The sequence below is a fragment of the Pseudorhodoferax aquiterrae genome, assembly GCF_014652235.1.
GTDB classification, from domain to species: domain Bacteria; phylum Pseudomonadota; class Gammaproteobacteria; order Burkholderiales; family Burkholderiaceae_C; genus Pseudorhodoferax; species Pseudorhodoferax aquiterrae.
Window position 1 is genome coordinate 26,181 of sequence record NZ_BMYK01000012.1, and the last position, 17,396, is coordinate 43,576.

General features: G+C 71.4%; 18 protein-coding genes. 6 read left to right on the plus strand and 12 right to left on the minus strand.

Annotated elements, in window-relative coordinates; genetic code table 11:
* Window positions 1-64: 64 nt before the first annotated feature.
* The 6 genes from IE209_RS18350 (at window position 65) to proC (ending at window position 5,358) form a co-directional block, all read left to right on the plus strand.
* Window positions 65-1,177 (plus strand): ABC transporter substrate-binding protein, encoded by a 1,113-nt coding sequence (locus IE209_RS18350; protein WP_189688390.1) that lies wholly within the window; start codon window positions 65-67, stop codon window positions 1,175-1,177.
* Between the two features lie 70 nt (window positions 1,178-1,247).
* Window positions 1,248-2,141 carry a branched-chain amino acid ABC transporter permease gene (locus IE209_RS18355; RefSeq protein WP_189688391.1) on the plus strand — a complete coding sequence of 298 codons (894 nt, stop codon included), beginning with the start codon at window positions 1,248-1,250 and terminating at the stop codon, window positions 2,139-2,141.
* On the plus strand, window positions 2,134-3,021 hold the full coding sequence (locus tag IE209_RS18360; RefSeq protein ID WP_145547395.1) for a branched-chain amino acid ABC transporter permease: 888 nt from the start codon (window positions 2,134-2,136) through the stop codon (window positions 3,019-3,021). Before IE209_RS18355 ends, IE209_RS18360 begins: the two co-directional genes overlap by 8 nt.
* Window positions 3,018-3,815, plus strand: a complete 798-nt coding sequence (locus tag IE209_RS18365; protein ID WP_189688392.1) for an ABC transporter ATP-binding protein — start codon at window positions 3,018-3,020, stop codon at window positions 3,813-3,815. The genes IE209_RS18360 and IE209_RS18365 overlap by 4 nt, the downstream gene beginning before the upstream one ends.
* Complete coding sequence (locus IE209_RS18370) at window positions 3,812-4,531, plus strand: ABC transporter ATP-binding protein (RefSeq protein ID WP_189688393.1); 720 nt, start codon at window positions 3,812-3,814, stop codon at window positions 4,529-4,531. Before IE209_RS18365 ends, IE209_RS18370 begins: the two co-directional genes overlap by 4 nt.
* A complete protein-coding gene (proC, locus tag IE209_RS18375; protein WP_229882930.1) occupies window positions 4,531-5,358 on the plus strand; it encodes a pyrroline-5-carboxylate reductase in 828 nt (275 codons plus the stop codon). Before IE209_RS18370 ends, proC begins: the two co-directional genes overlap by 1 nt.
* A gap of 78 nt (window positions 5,359-5,436) precedes the next feature.
* Here the strand turns inward: proC and IE209_RS18380 are convergent, their stop codons facing one another.
* The 12 genes from IE209_RS18380 to IE209_RS18435 form a co-directional block, all read right to left on the minus strand.
* Entirely contained in the window at window positions 5,437-6,384 is a 948-nt protein-coding gene (locus IE209_RS18380) for a DMT family transporter (protein ID WP_373305376.1), read from the minus strand.
* Between the two features lie 128 nt (window positions 6,385-6,512).
* Window positions 6,513-7,376, minus strand: a complete 864-nt coding sequence (locus IE209_RS18385) for a helix-turn-helix transcriptional regulator (RefSeq protein ID WP_229882931.1) — start codon at window positions 7,374-7,376, stop codon at window positions 6,513-6,515.
* Window positions 7,377-7,427: 51 nt separating this feature from the next.
* Window positions 7,428-8,132, minus strand: a complete 705-nt coding sequence (locus tag IE209_RS18390) for an ABC transporter ATP-binding protein (protein ID WP_189688395.1) — start codon at window positions 8,130-8,132, stop codon at window positions 7,428-7,430.
* Window positions 8,119-8,898, minus strand: a complete 780-nt coding sequence (locus tag IE209_RS18395) for an ABC transporter ATP-binding protein (RefSeq protein WP_189688396.1) — start codon at window positions 8,896-8,898, stop codon at window positions 8,119-8,121. Before IE209_RS18395 ends, IE209_RS18390 begins: the two co-directional genes overlap by 14 nt.
* Window positions 8,895-9,935, minus strand: coding sequence for a branched-chain amino acid ABC transporter permease (locus tag IE209_RS18400; RefSeq protein ID WP_189688397.1), 1,041 nt, complete (start codon window positions 9,933-9,935; stop codon window positions 8,895-8,897). Before IE209_RS18400 ends, IE209_RS18395 begins: the two co-directional genes overlap by 4 nt.
* On the minus strand, window positions 9,932-10,804 hold the full coding sequence (locus tag IE209_RS18405; RefSeq protein ID WP_189688398.1) for a branched-chain amino acid ABC transporter permease: 873 nt from the start codon (window positions 10,802-10,804) through the stop codon (window positions 9,932-9,934). Before IE209_RS18405 ends, IE209_RS18400 begins: the two co-directional genes overlap by 4 nt.
* 16 nt (window positions 10,805-10,820) lie before the next feature.
* Window positions 10,821-11,978 (minus strand): ABC transporter substrate-binding protein, encoded by a 1,158-nt coding sequence (locus IE209_RS18410; RefSeq protein ID WP_189688399.1) that lies wholly within the window; start codon window positions 11,976-11,978, stop codon window positions 10,821-10,823.
* Between the two features lie 42 nt (window positions 11,979-12,020).
* The gene (locus tag IE209_RS18415; RefSeq protein WP_189688400.1) at window positions 12,021-12,683 is read right to left on the minus strand and encodes an SRPBCC family protein; all 663 of its coding nucleotides are present in this window, start codon (window positions 12,681-12,683) and stop codon (window positions 12,021-12,023) included.
* The gene (locus IE209_RS18420; RefSeq protein WP_189688401.1) at window positions 12,673-13,206 is read right to left on the minus strand and encodes a (2Fe-2S)-binding protein; all 534 of its coding nucleotides are present in this window, start codon (window positions 13,204-13,206) and stop codon (window positions 12,673-12,675) included. The genes IE209_RS18415 and IE209_RS18420 overlap by 11 nt, the downstream gene beginning before the upstream one ends.
* The gene (locus IE209_RS18425; protein WP_189688402.1) at window positions 13,206-14,021 is read right to left on the minus strand and encodes an FAD binding domain-containing protein; all 816 of its coding nucleotides are present in this window, start codon (window positions 14,019-14,021) and stop codon (window positions 13,206-13,208) included. The genes IE209_RS18420 and IE209_RS18425 overlap by 1 nt, the downstream gene beginning before the upstream one ends.
* A complete protein-coding gene (locus tag IE209_RS18430; protein ID WP_189688403.1) occupies window positions 14,018-16,396 on the minus strand; it encodes a xanthine dehydrogenase family protein molybdopterin-binding subunit in 2,379 nt (792 codons plus the stop codon). Before IE209_RS18430 ends, IE209_RS18425 begins: the two co-directional genes overlap by 4 nt.
* Window positions 16,397-16,420: 24 nt before the next feature.
* Entirely contained in the window at window positions 16,421-17,395 is a 975-nt protein-coding gene (locus IE209_RS18435) for an isopenicillin N synthase family dioxygenase (RefSeq protein ID WP_189688404.1), read from the minus strand.
* Window position 17,396 lies beyond the last annotated feature (1 nt).

Here is a 17,396-nt window from a genome sequence, read left to right on the forward strand (position 1 = left end):
TCCCAACCCGCGGCCACCGGCCGCATCCTTCCCAACCAACGAGCACCCAAGGAGTCTCGCCACCATGTCTTTGCACCGCCGCCATGCCCTCGCCCTCGCCACGCTGGGCCTTTGCGCCTGGACCTCCCATGCCCACGCGCAGGACAGCATCCGCATGGGTGCCGTGCTCTCGCTGACCGGCTCCAACGCCACCGTGGGCGAGGACGTGCGCCGCGCCGTGGCGCTGGCCGCCGACAAGGTCAACGCCCAGGGCGGCGTGATGGGCAAGAAGTTCGAGGTCGTGATCGAGGACTCGGGCGGCAACGCCACCACGGCCCTGAACGCCGCGCGCAAGCTGGTCACGGTGGACAAGGTGCCGGTCATCATCGGCGAGTACTCCTCGGGCATCACGCTGCCGATGGCGCAGTACATCGTCAAGGAGGGCGTGGCCCACATCAACATCGCCAGCACCAGCGTGAAGATCCGCGACCTGGGCGCCACCTCGTTCAACCTGATCGGCCTGGAGAACCTGGGCAACAAGTTCTCGGCCGCCGACACCTGGGCCCTGGGCTACCGCAAGGTCGCCATGCTGGCGCCCAACAATGCCTACGGCCAGGGCGTGGCCCACGGCTTCAAGGAAGAGTTCGAGAAGCTGGGCGGCAAGATCGTCACCGAGCTGCTCTACACGCAGGGCCAGTCCACCTACCGCCGCGAGCTGCAGCAGATGGCGCGCAGCCAGCCCGACGCCTACATCTACACCGCCTACGGCCAGGAGTCGGCCGTCATCAACCGCGAGGCCTTCGAGCTGGGCCTGCGCCAGCAGCCCTGGTACGCCATCCTGCTCAGCATGAGCCTGTCGGACACGCCCGCCGACATCGCCAAGGGCCAGCTCGGCATGGAGGTGGGCAACGTCTACGGCGAGGCCGGCAAGGCCTATGCCGAGGCCTTCGCCGCCAAGTACAAGGAAGGCATCAAGACCTCCTACACCGGCTACGCCTACGACGCCGTGCTGCTGACGGCCGCCGCCATGAACAAGGCCAAGTCCACCGACACCGCCGCGGTGCAGGCCGCCCTCAAGGAGATCGGCAAGGGCGGCTACGTGGGCGTGACCGGCCCCATCGTGCTGGACGCCGAGCGCCAGCGCGTCGACCCGCCCTACGCCAAGCTCAAGTACGACGGCAAGGTCGTCCCGCGCTGATCCTGCGCCACGCCCGCGCCCGGCGCATGCCGGGCGCGGCTTTCCCGCATCCGCCGCACGGCCGCAACCCATGCTCCAACTCCTCATCGACACCTTGCTGCGCGCGTCCGACCTGGCCCTGGTCGCGCTCGGCCTGTCCACCGTCTACGGACTGGTGAAGTTCCCCAACATCGCCCATGTGCAGATCGCCATGGTCGGTGCCTACGCCGCCTTCGCGCTGCACGCCGCGGCGCTGCCGCTGCCGCTGGCCATCGCGCTGGCCAGCGTGGCCACCGGCGCGCTCGCGCTGGCGCTGCACGTGGCCGTGTTCCAGCGCCTGCTGCGCGGCGGCCCGGCCATCGCCATGATCGGTTCGCTGGCCGTGGCCATGCTGATCGTGGCCGGCGTGCAGGGCTTCGCGGGCTCCTTCCCGCGCATGTTCAACCTGCCGCTGGCCCAGCCCATCGTGCTCGGCACGGCGCGCATCTCGCAGACCCAGCTGTGGGCCATGTCGGTCACGGGGGTGCTGCTGGCGCTGTTCGCGCTGCTGCTGTTCGCCACGCGGGCCGGCCGCGCACTGCGGGCCATGGCCTCCAACGCGCCGCTGGCCGCCGCCTCGGGCCTGCAGGCGGGCCGGCTCACGCTGGGCGTGAGCTTCGGCAGCGGCGCGCTGGCCGGCCTGGGGGGCAGCCTGCTGGCGCTGTCCACCGGCGCCCACGTGCAGCTGGGCAACGACCTCCTGCTGCCGGTGTTCGCCGCCGCCATCCTGGGCGGGCTGGGCAACCCGCTGGGCGCCGTGGCCGGCGCCGTGCTGATCGCGCTGGCCGAGACGCTGTTCACCAACCTGAACTTCGGCTGGGCGGTCGGCCGGGAGCTCGCCTTCCTGCCGGTGGCCTACATCGGTGCCGCCTCGTTCCTGATCCTGCTGCTGGCCCTGCTGTTCAAGCCCTACGGCCTGTTCGACCGTGAGGTGCGCCGTGTTTGATTTCCTGCTGTCTTCCCTGACCTTCGCCGGCATCTACGCGCTGATGGCGCTGGGCCTGAACCTGCAGGCCGGCTACGCCGGATTGCTGAACTTCGGCAACATCGCCTTCGCCGGCCTGGGTGCCTACGCCACCGGCATCGTGGTGCAGGCCGGCGGCCCGGCCTGGGCCGGCGCGGCCACCGGCATCGCGCTGGCCATGGCGCTGGGCTGGTGCATCGCGCGGCTCGGGCGCCAGCTCGGCTCGGACTACTGGGGCATCGCCACGCTGGCCATCGCCGAGATCCTGCGCACCGTGGCCACCAACGAGGGCTGGCTCACGGGCGGGGCCAATGGCATCACGTCCATCCCCTCGCTGTTCGAAGGCCTGGCACGGCCCTGGAACGCGGTGGCCTTCCTGGCCTTCGTGCTGGGCCTGGTGGCGCTGGCCGCCTGGGGCTGCAGCCGGCTGGGCAGCGGCCGTTTCGGCCGCGCGCTGCGGCTCATGCGCGAGGAACCCAAGCTCGCGGCCTGCATGGGCTACGACCTGCAGTCGCTCAAGTCGCGCGCCGTCATGGGCGGCGCCGCGCTGACGGCCATCGCGGGCTCGCTCTACGCCCACTACATGAGCTTCGCCGGGCCCGACTACATGCTGGCGGCCGAGACCTTCCTGCTCTGGACCATGGTCATGATCGGCGGCCTGGGCAACATTGCCGGCGTGCTGGTCGGCGTGCTGGTGGTGCAGGCGGCGCACACGCTGGTGCCGTTCGCCAAGGACCATTTCCAGTTCAGCTCGGACACGGCCGGCGCCATGCGCATCGGCCTGATCGGCCTGATCCTGCTGGCCTGCCTGCTGTGGCGCAGCGAGGGCCTGGTGCCCGAAAAACTCCGGAAGATCCCATGAGCGAGAAACTCCTGCACATCGCCGGCCTGGGCAAGGCCTTCGGCGGCAACGTCGTGCTCGACGGCGTGGACATGGCCGTGGCGCGCGGCGAGATCGTCGGCCTGCTGGGCCCCAACGGCTCGGGCAAGAGCACGCTGCTCAACATCGCCACGGGCTTCGAGGCGCTGGACCGCGGCAGCATCGTGTTCGACGGCACGCCCATCGAGAAGCTGGCCGCGCACCGCATCGTGGGCCGCGGCATCGCGCGCACCTTCCAGCTGCCTTCCATGCCGACCAGGATGTCGGTCATGGAGGTGGCCATGGCCGCCAGCACCGCGCGCCACGGCGTCTGGGACACGCTGCTGCGCCCGGCGCCGGCGCGCCAGGCCGAACAGGCCGCGCGCGACAAGGCCGCGCGGCTGCTGCGCGAGCTGCTGCTCGAGCCCGTGCGCGACCTGCCGGCCGCGGCCCTGTCGGGCGGGCAGAAGAAGCTGCTGGGCATCGTCTGCGCGCTGATGGGCGACCCGCAGATGCTGATGCTGGACGAACCCACGGCCGGCGTGCACCCCAACCTGCGCAACGACATCGTCCAGGCCCTGTTGAGACTGAACGCCGCCGGCATGACGCTGGTGGTGGTGGAACACGACATGCACTTCATCCAATCCCTGTGCACGCGCTGCGTGGTGCTGGACCGCGGCCGCATCGTGGCCAGCTGCCGGCCCGACGAGCTGGCGTCCAACGAACGCGTGGCCGAGGCCTACCTGGGCGCGGCCGCGCACCAGCGCGCCGAAGCCGCGCAGGAGGCGTTCGCATGATCGAGGTGCGCGACGTGGTGGCCGGCTACAGCCGGGAGGTGGACATCTTGAAGGGCATCGCCCTGGATGCGCGCGAGCGCGAGATCGTGACGCTGCTGGGCCCCAACGGCTGCGGCAAGTCCACGCTGCTCAAGACCATCGCCGGCTTCCTGCTGCCGCGCCAGGGCAGCATCCGGCTCGAGGGCGCGGAAGTGGCGCAGCGCACGGCCCCGGACAAGGTGCGCCATCTGGGCGTGGGCTTCGTGCCGCAGACCGAGAACGTGTTCAGCGTGCTCTCGGTGCGCGAGAACCTGCAGGTCGGCGGGCATTACCTGCCGCGCGACAAGGTCGCCGCGCGCATGGACGAGCTCTGCACGCTCTACCCCGTGCTGGGCCGCAAGCTCAAGTCGCCGGCCGCGGCGCTGTCGGGCGGCGAACGCCAGATCCTGGCGCTGGCGCGCGCGCTGATGCCGCGCCCGCGCATGCTGCTGCTGGACGAGCCCTCGGCCGGCCTGTCGCCCAAGGTGCTGCACGAGGTCTTCGACGCCATCGTGCGCGTGCGCGAGCAGGAGGGCGTGACGGTGCTCATGGTCGAGCAGAACGCGATGGAGGCGCTGCGCATCTCCGACAGGGCCTACGTGCTGTCCATGGGGCAGGTGGCGCTGGAAGGCCGCGCCGCGGAGCTGCTGCGCGACCCGCAGATGCGCGCGCTGTACCTGGGCGGGCGGACGCAATGATGCAGGCGCACGAACGCATCGGCTTCGTCGGCGGCGGCAACATGGCCAGTGCCATCCTGGGCGGCCTGCTGCGCGGCGGCATGGACCCCGCGGCGGTCACGGTGGTGGAACCCCATGCGCCGGCGCGCGCACAGCTGCGCGCAACGCTCGGCGTGCAGGCGGATGCGCTGCCGGTGCCGGCGCTGGCCGGGTGCGCGGTGGTGGTCTGGGCCGTCAAGCCGCAGCAGCTGCAAGCCGCGGCGCAGGCCTGCGCGGGCCGCGTGGCGGGCGCGCTGCAGCTCAGCATCGCGGCCGGCATCCCCTGCGCGGCCGTGGCGCGCTGGACCGGCGCGCAGCGCGTGGTGCGCGCCATGCCCAACACGCCGGCCCTGGTGGGCCAGGGCATGACCGGGCTGTACGCCGATGCAGCGGTCGGTGCGGACGACCGCGCCCGCGTGGCGCGCCTGCTGGCGCCCACGGGCGCGCTGCTGTGGGTGCCGCGCGAGGCCGACCTGGACGCCGTGACCGCGCTGTCGGGCTCGGGCCCGGCCTACGTGTTCTACCTGATGGAGGCGCTGGTGCAGGCCGGTGCGCAGATGGGGCTGGCGCCGGCCGACGCACTGCAGCTCGTGGGCCGCACCTTCGCAGGCGCGGCGGCCATGGCGCTGGACAGCCCGGAGCCGCTGGCACGGCTGCGCGAGCGGGTCACCTCGCCGGGCGGCACCACCTTCGCGGCGCTGGAGCACCTGGCACAGGCCGGCGTGGCGCAGCAGCTCGGCGCCGCGGCGCTGCGCGCGCGCCAGCGTGCCGAGACGCTGTCGCGCGAGCTCGTGGACAGCCCCACCTGAAGCAGGCGCGGAGATGGCGCGCGCCATCCAGGGCGCGGCGCTGCCAGGGGCCACGCGCAAGGCCATGGCCATCGCGCGTCAATGCTGCCGCGGCACCGGGGGCCGCGTGGGCGTGGATGCGCGGCCCGCGCGCTGGAACGTCGTGACGCAAAAGCCCAGCAGAATGAGCAGGAAGCCCGCGACGTGGAACGCGCGCACGGGCTCCCCGAGCGCGGCGAAGGCCAGCAGCGCGGTGAACAGCGCGACGAGGTGGAACGAGACACCCGTCACCGTCGCGCCCAGCGTGGCGACGCAGCGGCCCCAGAGAATGAACGCGAACAGCGATGCGAAAACGCCGATGTAGAGCACGGCACCGAGCGACGCCGGGTCCGTCGGGATGCGCGCGCCGCGCGCGAGTTCGACGGCCCAGAAGGGCGCCAGCACCAGCAGGCCCGCGGCGATGGTGGCCGCCAGGAACACCAGCGGGCTGATGCTGGCGGGCTTGCGCCGCAGCAGCACGGAGTAGACGGCGTAGTTGGCGACCGCCACCAGCACCAGCCATTCGCCTCCATCGAATCGCAGCGCGGCAAAGCTCGCCATGTCGCCGCGGGCGGCGATCCAGGCGATTCCCACGAACGAGATGGCGATGCCGAGCAGCGCCTTCCAGGTGATGCGCTCGGCGCCCAGCAGCACCGCAGCCAGCGGCACCATGAGCGGCAAGGTCGAATTGAGGAACGCGACGCTGGCAGCCGGCACGGTCTGCAGCGCAAGGTAGCCGAGGGCGTTGTAGCCGGCGATCCCGAAGGCCCCGCAGGCCAGCACCAGGGCCCAGTGCTGCGCCAGCAGCCCACGTTCACGCAAGGCAGGCCGCCAGACGAACGGTGCCAGCACCACCAGTGCGACGACCCAGCGGCCGACCGCCAGGGACACCGGTGGGAACACGGGCCCGAGCGCACGCCCCAGCACGAGGTTGCCGGCCCAGAAGACGGGCGGGAGCCACAGGAGCCAGACCGGCCGCGCCCACAGCGCGAGCAACGCGGCGCGCATCACAGGCCCGGCCGTGCGCCGCGGGACCGGATCCCGCAAATCGGCGCACCGGGTGTCAGGAGTTCGAAAGGTCGCGTCATGGCATGCCTTGCTGGAGGGCCCCCAGCATGGCAGGACGGCGCGCCTTGCTATTGGTCGGAATTGAGAGCGGCGCGGCCCCGGCGCGGGTGCGCGTCGACGTATTGGAGCGGCGTCATGCCGAAGCTGCGCTTGAAGTGCTTGTTCAAGGCGCTTTGGTCGTAGAAGCCGCAGGCGAGCGCGGCCTCGACCACGCACTGGCCCGCCTGCAATCGGCGCAGCGCGGCCCGCAGGCGCCACTGTGTCAGGTAGGCATGTGGCGTCAGGCCGAACCTCCGCCTGAAAGCGACGATCAACTGGAATGGTGTCAGCCCTGCGGCCCTGCCCATGTCCTCCAGCGTCAGACTGTCCGCATAGCGCTCACGCAGCAGTTCCAGGGCCGGCGCCAGCGCGGCTGCGTCACCGGGCGCACCGGGAATGCGTGGCGCCGCCTGCCCATGCCTGCACAGCAGGTCGCCGAAAGCGCGCACGAGCACTTCGCGCTGGAACAGCGCATCGTGTGGCGCTCCGTCCAGCGCGCGGTGGAGCGCCATGAAGCGCGTGACGAGGTCCTGGTCCGGCACGAGGTTGGACGTGAAGTAGCCGGGCCGGTCGGCGCCAAGCGCGCCCAGCAGGTCCTCGATGGCCGGCCGGGCCAGGTAGAACGCGCGGTAGCGCCAGCGCGGGCTGCCGCCCATCCGCCCCGAATGCGGCTCCGAGGGGTTGAAGACCAGCAGGGCCCGGGGATGGGCGATGTGCGCGCGGCCACGGCTCTTGAACTCCGAACCGCCGACTTCCGTCACCGCGACGACCAGCGAATCGTGCACATGGGGCGCGTAGTCGTGCGTCGTGAAATCGGCCTGCAGCAGGTCCATGGCGGGCAGGCCAGGCGCATGCCAGTAGCGCGAGGTGTTGCGGGGATCCAGGCGCGCCACCGGCAGCTCCTTCCATCGCAGCAGGGGGCGCTGCAGCGCGGATGGTAGCGCTCACCCCCCCAGGTAGGCCGCCCGCACGCCTTCGTCGGCCAGCATCTCGGCACCCGTGCCCTGGCGCACGATGCGCCCGTTGGTCAGCAGGTAGGCGCGGTCGCACATCTGCAGCGCGGCATAGGCGTTCTGCTCGACCATGAGCACGGTCGTGCCCTCGCGCCGGACCTCCTGCACGAGTTCGAAGATCATCTCGACGAAGTTGGGCGCCAGGCCCAGCGAGGGCTCGTCGAACATCACCAGGCGCGGGCGCGACATCAGCGCGCGCGCGATGGCCAGCATCTGCTGCTCGCCGCCGGACAGCGTGCCGGCGGCCTGGCCGGCGCGTTCGCGCAGGCGCGGGAACTTGTCGAACAGGCGCTCCATGTCCTGGCGCATGCGCTGGCGGTCGCTGCGGCGGTAGCCGCCCATCTCCAGGTTCTCGCGCACGGTGAGCTGCGGGAACACGCGCCGGCCCTCGGGGCAGTGCGCGATGCCGCGGTCGATGATCTGCGCCGGCAGGGCCCCGGAAATCCTGTAGCCGTCGAAGTGGATGCTGCCGGTCGTGAGCGGTTCCAGCCCGCTGATGGCGCGCAGCGTGGTCGACTTGCCGGCGCCGTTGGCGCCGATCAGCACCACGAGTTCACCCTCGTGCACTTCCAGTGTGATGCGGTCCACACCCAGGGTGGCGCCGTAGCGCACGGACACCTGTTCAAGCTTGAGCATGCTGCAGCCCCGATCCGAGGTAGGCGCGAATGACTTCCGGGTCCTGCTGGATGGCCTTGGGGCCGCCCGTGGCGATGCGCTTGCCGTGGTTGAGCACGACGATGTGGTCGGAGATCGACATCACCATGTGCATGTCGTGCTCCACCAGCAGCACGGTGACGCCGCTGTCGCGGATGCGGCGCACCATCTCCTTGAAGGCGTCGGTCTCCGACGGGTTCAGGCCCGCGGCCGGCTCGTCCAGCAGCAGCACGCGCGGCTGCGCGGCCAGTGCCAGGCCCACGCCCAGCAGGCGCTGCTCGCCGTACGACAGGCTGCTGGCCAGCTCGTCGGCGCGCGACTGCAGGCCCAGGAAGCCGAGCATGGCGTGGGCCTGGGCGCGCAGCTCTTCTTCCTCGCGGCGAAAGCCCGTGCCGCGCAACAGCGCCTGCAGCACGCCGCTGCGGCCGCGCAGGTGCAGGCCCGTGAGCAGGTTGTCGAACACCGTGCAGCCCGCGAACACGCTGGTGCGCTGGAAGCTGCGCACCAGGCCGCGCTGGGCGATGCGGTCGGGCGACAGGCCCGTCACGTCCTCGCCGAACAGGAACACGCGGCCCGCGGTCGGGCGCATGTAGCCCGAGATCGCGTTGAAGGTGGTGGTCTTGCCGGCACCGTTGGGGCCGATCAGGCTCACGATCTGGCCCGCTTCGACGGCAAAGCCCAGCTGGTCGACGGCGCGCAGGCCGGCGATCTGGATCGTGAGGTCTTCCAGGCGCAGGACTTCGCTCATGCAGCTTCTCCAGCCACCGTGGCGCGCGGCGCAGCCGCTTCGGCCGCAGGCTTCCTGCGGAACAGGCCGGACAGCGCCGGCACGATGCCGCGCGGCATGAAGACCAGGATCAGGACCATGAGCGCGCCGTACAGCATCCACTGCACCTCGGGCTTGAGCGTGCCGCGCAGCAGCTCGGGCAGCAGGCCGAACAGCAGCCCGCCCACCACCGGCCCGGCCAGCGTGCCCTTGCCGCCGACGATGACCATGATGACCATGGTGATCGTGAACATGAACATGAAGACGTCGGGGTCGATGATGCGCACCGTGTGCGCGTAGAGCCCGCCCGCGGCGCCCGCGATGGCGGCGGCGCCGACGGCTGCGATGCGCAGGTAGTGCGTGACGGGCACGCCGATCGAGCGCGCCAGCGTCTCGTTCTCGCGCAGCGCGACCATGGCGCGGCCCGTGCGGCTGTGCACCAGGCCCGCGACGACCAGCCAGGCCAGCACGGCCACGGCCAGCACCAGCCAGTAGGTCTGGGCCTTGGTCACGAGATCGACCACGCCGGAAGGCAGCCACAGCGTGAGCGGCGGGATGTTGTTGAGCGCCATCGGCCCCTCGGTCAGGTCGACCCAGTTGGTGGCCACCATGCGCATGACCTGGGCGAAGCTGATGGTCACGATCACGAAGTAGGCGCCGCGCACGCGGAAGGCCAGCTTGCCGACCAGCCAGCCGAACAGGCCGGCCACCACGATGCCGCTGCCGAACGCCAGCCATACCGGCTTGGGCGCGACGACGAAGGGCTCGTCCAGGCCCGGCAGCGACACGTCGAAGCCCAGCGACAGCAGCGCGCTGGTGTAGGCACCGATGCCGAAGAAGGCCACGTGGCCCAGGCTCAGCTGGCCCGTGTAGCCCAGCAGCAGGTTCAGGCTGATGGCCGCCACGATGAAGATGCCGGCCGATGCGACGACCGACAGCACGTAGGGATCGGGCCACCAGAACGGCAGGCCGGCCAGCACCAGCACGCTGGCCGCGAACAAGACGACGGAGGGCTTCATCCCACACGCTCCTTCATGACGAACAGGCCCTGGGGCCGCAGCAGCATCACGCCCAGGATCACGAGAAAGCCGATCGCGTCGCGGTAGGCGGTGGAGATGTAGCCGGCGCCGAACTCCTCGATCAGCGCGAGCGCGAAGCCGCCCAGCGCAGCACCGGCCAGGTTGCCGAGACCACCCAGGATCACGATGGCGAAGGCCTTCAGGCTCGCCAGGTCGCCCATGGTCGGGTTGACCACGAACACCGGCGCGAGCAGCGCGCCGGCCACGGCCGCCAGGCACGAGCCCAGCGCGAAGGTCAGCGTGTAGATGCGCGAGACGTTGACGCCGACGATCTTGGCCGCGTCCTTGTCCTGGAAGGTGGCCCGCATCGACAGCCCCAGCCGCGAGCGTTCGATGAGCAGGTAGAAGGCCACCAGCAGCACCAGCGCCGTGACGAGCACGAACAGCCGGATCGGCGAGACCGAGACCGCGCCCAGCACGATGGGCTCCTGCGAGAACGGCGAGGGCACGGCCTTGGCCACGCCGCCCCAGGCCAGCAGTTCGGCGTTCTGCAGCACGATCATCACGCCGATCATGATCAGCATGACCTCGTCGATGGCCGCCAGGTTGCGCCGGCGCAGCAGCAGCCATTCGATGGCCGCGCCGGCCGCCAGGCCGACCGCGGCGGCCATCAGCACCGCGCCGAAGTAGTTCAGGCCCAGCAGCGACACGAAGCCGAAGGCCACGTAGGCACCCAGCGTGTACAGCTCGCCGTGCGCCATGTTGACCACCTTCATGATGCCGAAGATCAGCGTGAGGCCGATGCCCAGCAGCGCGTAGGTGGCCCCCAGCACGAGGCCGTTGAGCAGGTGTTGGAGGAACTGGTCCACGCCGGTGCCCTGTGCCTTACTTGACCGAGACGGTGCCGTCTTTGAGCTCGACGACGTAGATGCTGGGCTCGTTCTGGCCGCTCTCCTTGCCGGCCGGGCCTTCCTTGACGAAGTGCACGTCGCCGTTGACCCCCTTGACCTGCACCTTCCACAGTGCATCGCGGATAGCGGCGGGCTCGGCCTTGCCGGCGAGCTTGAGCGCCTCGACGATGGTCAGGATGCCGTCGAAGCCGCGGAAGCCCTCGGTCTGGCCGGCGAAGTCGAACTTCTTCGCGTCCCAGGCGTCGGCGAACTCCTTGGCGACCGCGGGGTACTGCGCGCGCGCCACTTCCCAGGGTGCGAAGAACAGCAGGTGCTGGCTGGCGTAGCCCTTCGGGCCCGGCGTCTTGAGCAGCGGCTCGGGGAAGGAGCCGCCCGTGGTGATGATGCGCTGGGGCAGGCGCTGCTCGCCGGCCTGGCGGATCGCCAGCGTGAGCTGCTCGATGCCCGAGGTGACGATCACGGTGTCCGAACCGGTGGACTTCAGCGCGGCCAGCTGGGCCGACAGGTCGGTCGCGTCGGGCGCCATGGTCTCGGTGCGGCCCACGGCCACGCCCTTGGCCTCGAACATCTTCTTGAACTCGGCCGCGGCGCCCAGGCCCCAGTCGTTGTTGACCGACAGGAAGTCGACCTTCTTGATCGCCGGCGTGAAGGTGTCGATCTTCTTGCCGAAGGCGCTGGCCTCCATGGCCGAGGTCGGGCTGATGCGGAAGATCCAGGGGTTGCCGGCCGTGGTGATCTTGCCGGAGGAGGCCGTCTCCACCACCATGGGCACGCCGTACTCCATGAGCTTGGGCATCACCGCGAGCGTGAAGGTGGAGCTCCAGGCGCCCATCAGCACCGGCACCTTGTCCTTGAGGATCAGCTTCTCGACCGAGTTGACGGCCTCGCGCGGGTTGGACTTGTTGTCCTCGATCACGAGCTCGATCGGCTTGCCCAGCACGCCGCCCTTCTTGTTGACGAGTTCGGCGGCGATGCGTGCGCCGTTGGTCACGTAGGTGCCCGAGGCGGCGACGGGGCCGGTCAGCGGCTGGGTGATGCCGATCTTGATGGTGTCCTGCGCGAGCGCGGGAACGGCGAGGGCGACCAGGGCCGCGGCGGCCAGCGCGCTGCGCAGGAGATGGGACGGGTTCATGGCAATGCTTCCTTGGGACGGTGGGGAATTCGGTGCGGGGGATCAGCCGCGGCGTGCGAACAGGCCGCGGAACCAGAGCTTGAGCAGGCTCCACAGGTCGATGGCGGCGGCCGGCGCAGGCGCTGAGGCGCGCGGCGCGGCCGGCGGCACCGGCGCCGGGAAGACGGTGGGTGCGCAGGCGACCGAGGCGGCGGCGGCCTGTGCGGCCGCGTCCTGCGCGGCATCCACCGGCGGCGCGGGCGCCTGCACGGCCTGCGGTAGCCGGGCCTGCAGGTTGTCGGCGAACTGGCGGGTCAGCTGCTCGGCCAGGGCGCGGACGATGCCTTCGCGGCTGAACTGCGCGAGCGATCCCGTGATCGCGAAGTCCACTGCCAGCGTCACGCGCGTGCCGACCGGGTCGGGCCACAGCGCGAAGCTGGCCTGGCCTTTCACGCGGCTGTTGCTCCGGGCATCGACGGCCGCGCCGGCGAAGCTGCCGCTCTGCGCGGCCTCGTCCAGCGCGAGCTGGCCCTGGCCTGCGAAGCCGGCCGCAATCGGCCCGAGCTTGACCTTGAACAGCAGCGGGATCTCGGCGCCGTCCACGACTTCGGCACCGGGCTTGATCGATGCGCCGGGCAGGCAATCGACCATGAGCCGCACGTCGTGGAAGGCCTGCCAGACGCGCGCGGGCTCGGCGGCCAGGGTGAAGGATTGCTCAAGCTGCATGCGCGGCCTCCGTGGAAGCGGTGTGGGCGCGCTCGCGCAGCACGCGGGCGATGGCCTGCACGATGCCCTGGTAGCCCGTGCAGCGGCACAGGTTGCCGGCCAGTTCCTCGCGGATGCGCGCCTCGTCGGCCTGCGGCAGGCGCAGCACGATGTCGCGCGCCGTCATCAGCATGCCGGGCGTGCAGTAGCCGCACTGCAGTGCGTGTTCGGCCGAGAAGGCGGCACGCAGCTGGGCCATCACGGCGTCGTCGTCGAAGGCCTCCAGCGTGCGCACCTGGCGGCCGACGAAGCGCACGGCCGATTGCAGGCAACTGCGCTGCGGCGCGCCGTCCACCTCGACCGTGCAGGCGCCGCAGACACCGTGCTCGCAGCCCAGGTGCGTGGCCGTCAGGCCGCAGTGCTCGCGCAGCGCGTCGGCCAGGTGGGTGCGCGGCTCCAGTTCGAGCGCGTGGGTGCGGCCGTTGACGCAGAGCGCGAAGCGCTCGGTCGCGACCGGCGGGAAGTCCAGGAAGGGGGTGTTCATCACGGCGTCTCCAGGTCGCGCAGGGCCAGCCGCAGCATCTCGGCCAGCATGGATTGGCGGGTGGCGTCCAGGCCCAGCTCTTGTGCGTCCAGCCAGCGCGCGCGCTCGGCGTCACCGGCCAGGCGGGCGAGCAGGCCGGCCTCTTCGACCACGCGCGGCGGGCCGTCCAACGCGCCGAGCACCACGCGCTCGGTGCCATCGGCCGGGTCGATCAGGCAGCCGGCCAGCGCGTTGGCGAATTCGCCGGTCTTGCGGCAGAACTTGCGCCAGGCCCAGCGCGTGGCAGCCGAGCGGCGCGGCACGCGCACGGCGGTCAGCAGCTCGCCCTCGGCCAGGCAGGTCTCGAAGGCCGAGGCCATGAATGCGGCGGCCGGCACTTCGCGTGCGCCGCCGGGGCCGGCGAGCAGGCAGGTGGCGCCCAGCAGCGGCATGGCGTTGACCCAGTCGGCCGCCGGGTCGGCATGGCACAGGCTGCCGCCCAGCGTGCCGCGGTTGCGCACGGCGCGGTAGGCGATGCCGCGGGCCACGCTGGGCATGAGGCCGCGCGTCGGGTCGGGCACCTGGCCGTCCTCGATCCACGCATGCGTGACCATGGCGCCGAAGCGCACCGCGTCTGGCGTTTCGTGCACGGCGCGCAGTTCTTCGATCGCATCGAGGTCGAGCAAGGTCTCGGGCTGGGCAAGGCGCAGGTTCAGCATGGCGCCCAGCGACTGGCCACCGGCGATGGGCTTGACGCCCCAGCCACCGTCGGCCAGACGCGCATGCAAAGCGGCCAGCGCGGCCGGCCGCTCCAGCGTGTAGGCAGCGGACTTCATGCGCGGGCCTCCTGCGCAGCGGCGAGTGCGGCCAGCACCCGCTCCGGACTGGCGGGGCAGGCGGTCAGCTCCGCGCCCAGCGCGAACAGCGCGTCGTTGACGGCGTTGACGATGGCGGCCGGCGGCGCGATGGCTCCGCCCTCGCCGATGCCCTTCTGGCCGAACAGGCTGTGCGGGCTGGGCGTTTCCATGTGCAGCACCTTGAGCGGCGGCATCTCGCCGGCGCCAGGCAAGAGGTAGTCGGCCAGCGTGGAGGCCAGCGGCTGGCCCTCGGCGTCGAACGGCATCTCTTCGTAGAGGGCCGTGCCGATGCCCTGGGCCAGGCCGCCGATCAACTGGCCTTCGACGATGAGCGGGTTCAGCAGCACGCCGCCGTCCTCGCAGATCGCGTAGTCGAGCAGGCGCACCTGGCCGGTGGCGGTGTCCACCTCGACCGCGCAGGCATGGCAGGCGTAGCTGAAGGTGCCGGTGTCGGGCTGGGTCTTGTAGCCCACCACGATCTCCAGGCCGCCGGGGTCGATCCCGGGCGGGATCTTCTGCGGCGCGCGGTACCAGGTGCGCGCGATGTCGGCCAGCGTCAGCGCGTTGGCACCGTCAGCCGTGTGGAAGCTGCCGCCCTGCAGGCGCAGCGTTTCGGCCGGCACCTCCAGCAGCACGGCGGCCATGGCGCGCATGCGTTCAGCCAGCGCCCTCGCGGCGGTGCCGACCGCGCCGCCCGACATCACGGCGCAGCGCGATCCCCAGGTGCCCGTGGAGTACGGCGACTGCGCCGTGTCGCCGTGCACCAGGCGCACCTGGGCGATAGCGATGCCCAGCACGCTGTGGGCGACCTGGGCCATCGAGGTCTCCATGCCCTGGCCGTGCGAGTGCGCGCCCAGCCGCAGCTCCAGCACGCCATCGGGCGTGAAGCGCGCTGCGCACTGCTCGTAGCCCGGCACCATGGGGATGCCCCAGCCGTGGTAGACCGAGGTGCCGTGGGCGCCCTGCTCGCAGAACACGGCCAGGCCCAGACCGATGCGACGGCCACCCGGCGCGGCATGGGCCTCACGCTGGCGGGCGCGCCAGGCGTCCCAGCCCAGCGCGGCGATGGCCTGGTCCATGGCCTGCAGGTAGTCGCCCGAGTCGAACAGCTTGTTCGTGATGTTCGTGAACGGCATGGCGCTGGCCGGCACCAGGCTCTTGCGCCGGACCTCGTGCGGCTCCAGGCCGAGCTCGCGCGCGGCAGCGTCCAGCATGAGCTCCAGCGCGAAGCACACGCCCGTGCGCGCCACTCCGCGGTAGGGCAGGATGGGCGGCTTGTTGGTGGCGGCCGAACGCGTGCGGCAGCGGAACCAGTCCATCTGGTAGGGGCCGGGCAGGATGGAGCCGACCTGCGCGGCCTCCAGGCAGGCCGTGAACGGGTAGGAGGAATAGGCCCCCGAGTCGACCACGGCGTCGCACTCGATGCCGACCAGCCGGCCGTCGGCCTCGACCGTGACCGCGATGTCGTAGGCATGCTCGCGGCAGTTGGCGTTGGCGCTGAGCTGCTCGCGCCGGTCTTCGAGCCAGCGCACCGGGCGGCGCAGGTGCCGCGCCAGCCAGGCGCAGCAGATCTCCTCGGGCAGCAGGATGCCCTTGTAGCCGAAGCCGCCGCCGACATCGGGCGAGATCACGCGCACCCGGCCCTGGTCCAGGCCCAGGCATTCCGCCAGGCCCGTGCGGTTGATGTGCGGCAGCTGGGCGGCCGAGTACATGACGAGCTGGTCCAGGCGGTGGTCCCACCAGCACAGCACGGCCCGGCCTTCGAGCGGCGCCATGCACTGGCGGGAGGTGCGCAGCTGGCGGCGCACGGTGTGGCCGGGAACATCGCTCTGCGCGAGCTTGCGGTCCACATGGGTCTCGGCGAAGACGTTGTCGGCCCAGTCCTCGTGCAGCCGGGTGGAGGCAGCCATCGCGGCGTGCATGTCGGCCAGCACCGGCAGTTCGGCGTAGTCCACCTCGACCCCTGCTGCGATGTCCTCGGCGCGGGCCCGCGTGGGCGCGACGCAGGCCGCGACCAGCTCGCCCACGTGCCGGACCTTGTCCTGCGCCAGCGGCCATTGCACCGAGCGCTTGAAGCCCGGCAGCGCCGAGGCGGCCAGGATGGGCTGCACGCCGGCCAGGTCGGCCATGGTGTAGACCATGGCCTCGCAGCCGGCCGGCTTGGCGATGCCGTGGATGCGGGCATGGGCCAGCGGCGCGCGCACGAAGGCCACGTCCAGCATGTCGGGCATGCGGATGTCGCCGACGTACTGGCCGCGGCCCAGCAACAGGCGCTGGTCTTCCTTGCGCTGCACGCGCTGGCCGATGCCCTGGCCGGTGGGCTGCAGCAGATGGGGCGAGGTGGGGGCGTTCATCGTGGTGTCTCGGGGGCTGTGCGCTCAGACGCGGGTCTGGCGGTACTTCTCGGTGCGGTAGTCGCCCGAGCGCACGGGCGGGTACTTGGCTTCGCCGGGCGGCGCCACGCACTCGACCAGCGCGTCGTAGTTCGGGTGGTGGAAGAAGGCGATGGAGATGCGCTGCGCGGCCGGCCCGGCCTCGGCCGGCGGGTTCACGACGCGGTGCACGTTGGAGACCCAGCGGTCGTTGGTCCAGCGCATCAGCAGGTCGCCGATGTTGACGACGAAGGTGTCGGGCGCGGTCTCCACGGGCAGCCATTCGCCCTGGCGCGTGCAGACCTGCAGGCCGCCCGCGGTGTTCTCGCCGTTCAGGATGGTCAGCAGGCCGTAGTCGGTGTGGGCACCGGCGCGCAGCTGGCCGGGCTCGGGCGCGACCTTCTGCTCGGGGTAGAAGTTGATGCGCATCGCCGTGATGTGGCGGTCGATCTTGTCGTCGAAGAAGTCCTCGGGGATGCCCAGGGCCAGTGCGACCAGCGACATCATTTCGCCCGTGAGCCGCTCCATCTGCGCGTAGTAGGCCGCGGCGGCTTCGGCGAAGCCGGGCTGCGCGGCGGGCCAGCGGTTCGGGATGAAATAGCCACGGCCCTCCTCGCCCGTGAAGTAGGGTTCGTCGGGCCAGTGCTCGCGGCCGAAGTGGTAGTACTCCTTGAGGTCGCCGGGCGCGTCGCCGGCGTTGCCGCGCGACAGCGCGTCGAAGCCCAGGGCGCGGTAGCCGCGCGGCACCCTGGGGTCCTGCGGCGCAGCGTCCAGCTTGGTGGCCAGCGGCAGGTTGAAGAAGTGCTTGGCGTGGCCACGCAGCGCATCGATGGTCTGCAACGGCACGCCGTGGCCTCGGATGGTGAAGAAGCCGATGTCGGTGCAGGCCGCTTCCATGGCGCGGGCCGCGCGCAGGCGCTCGTCGGCGCGGCCGTGCAGCGCGGCGGCCAGGTCGATGACAGGGATGGCACTGGTCGTCATG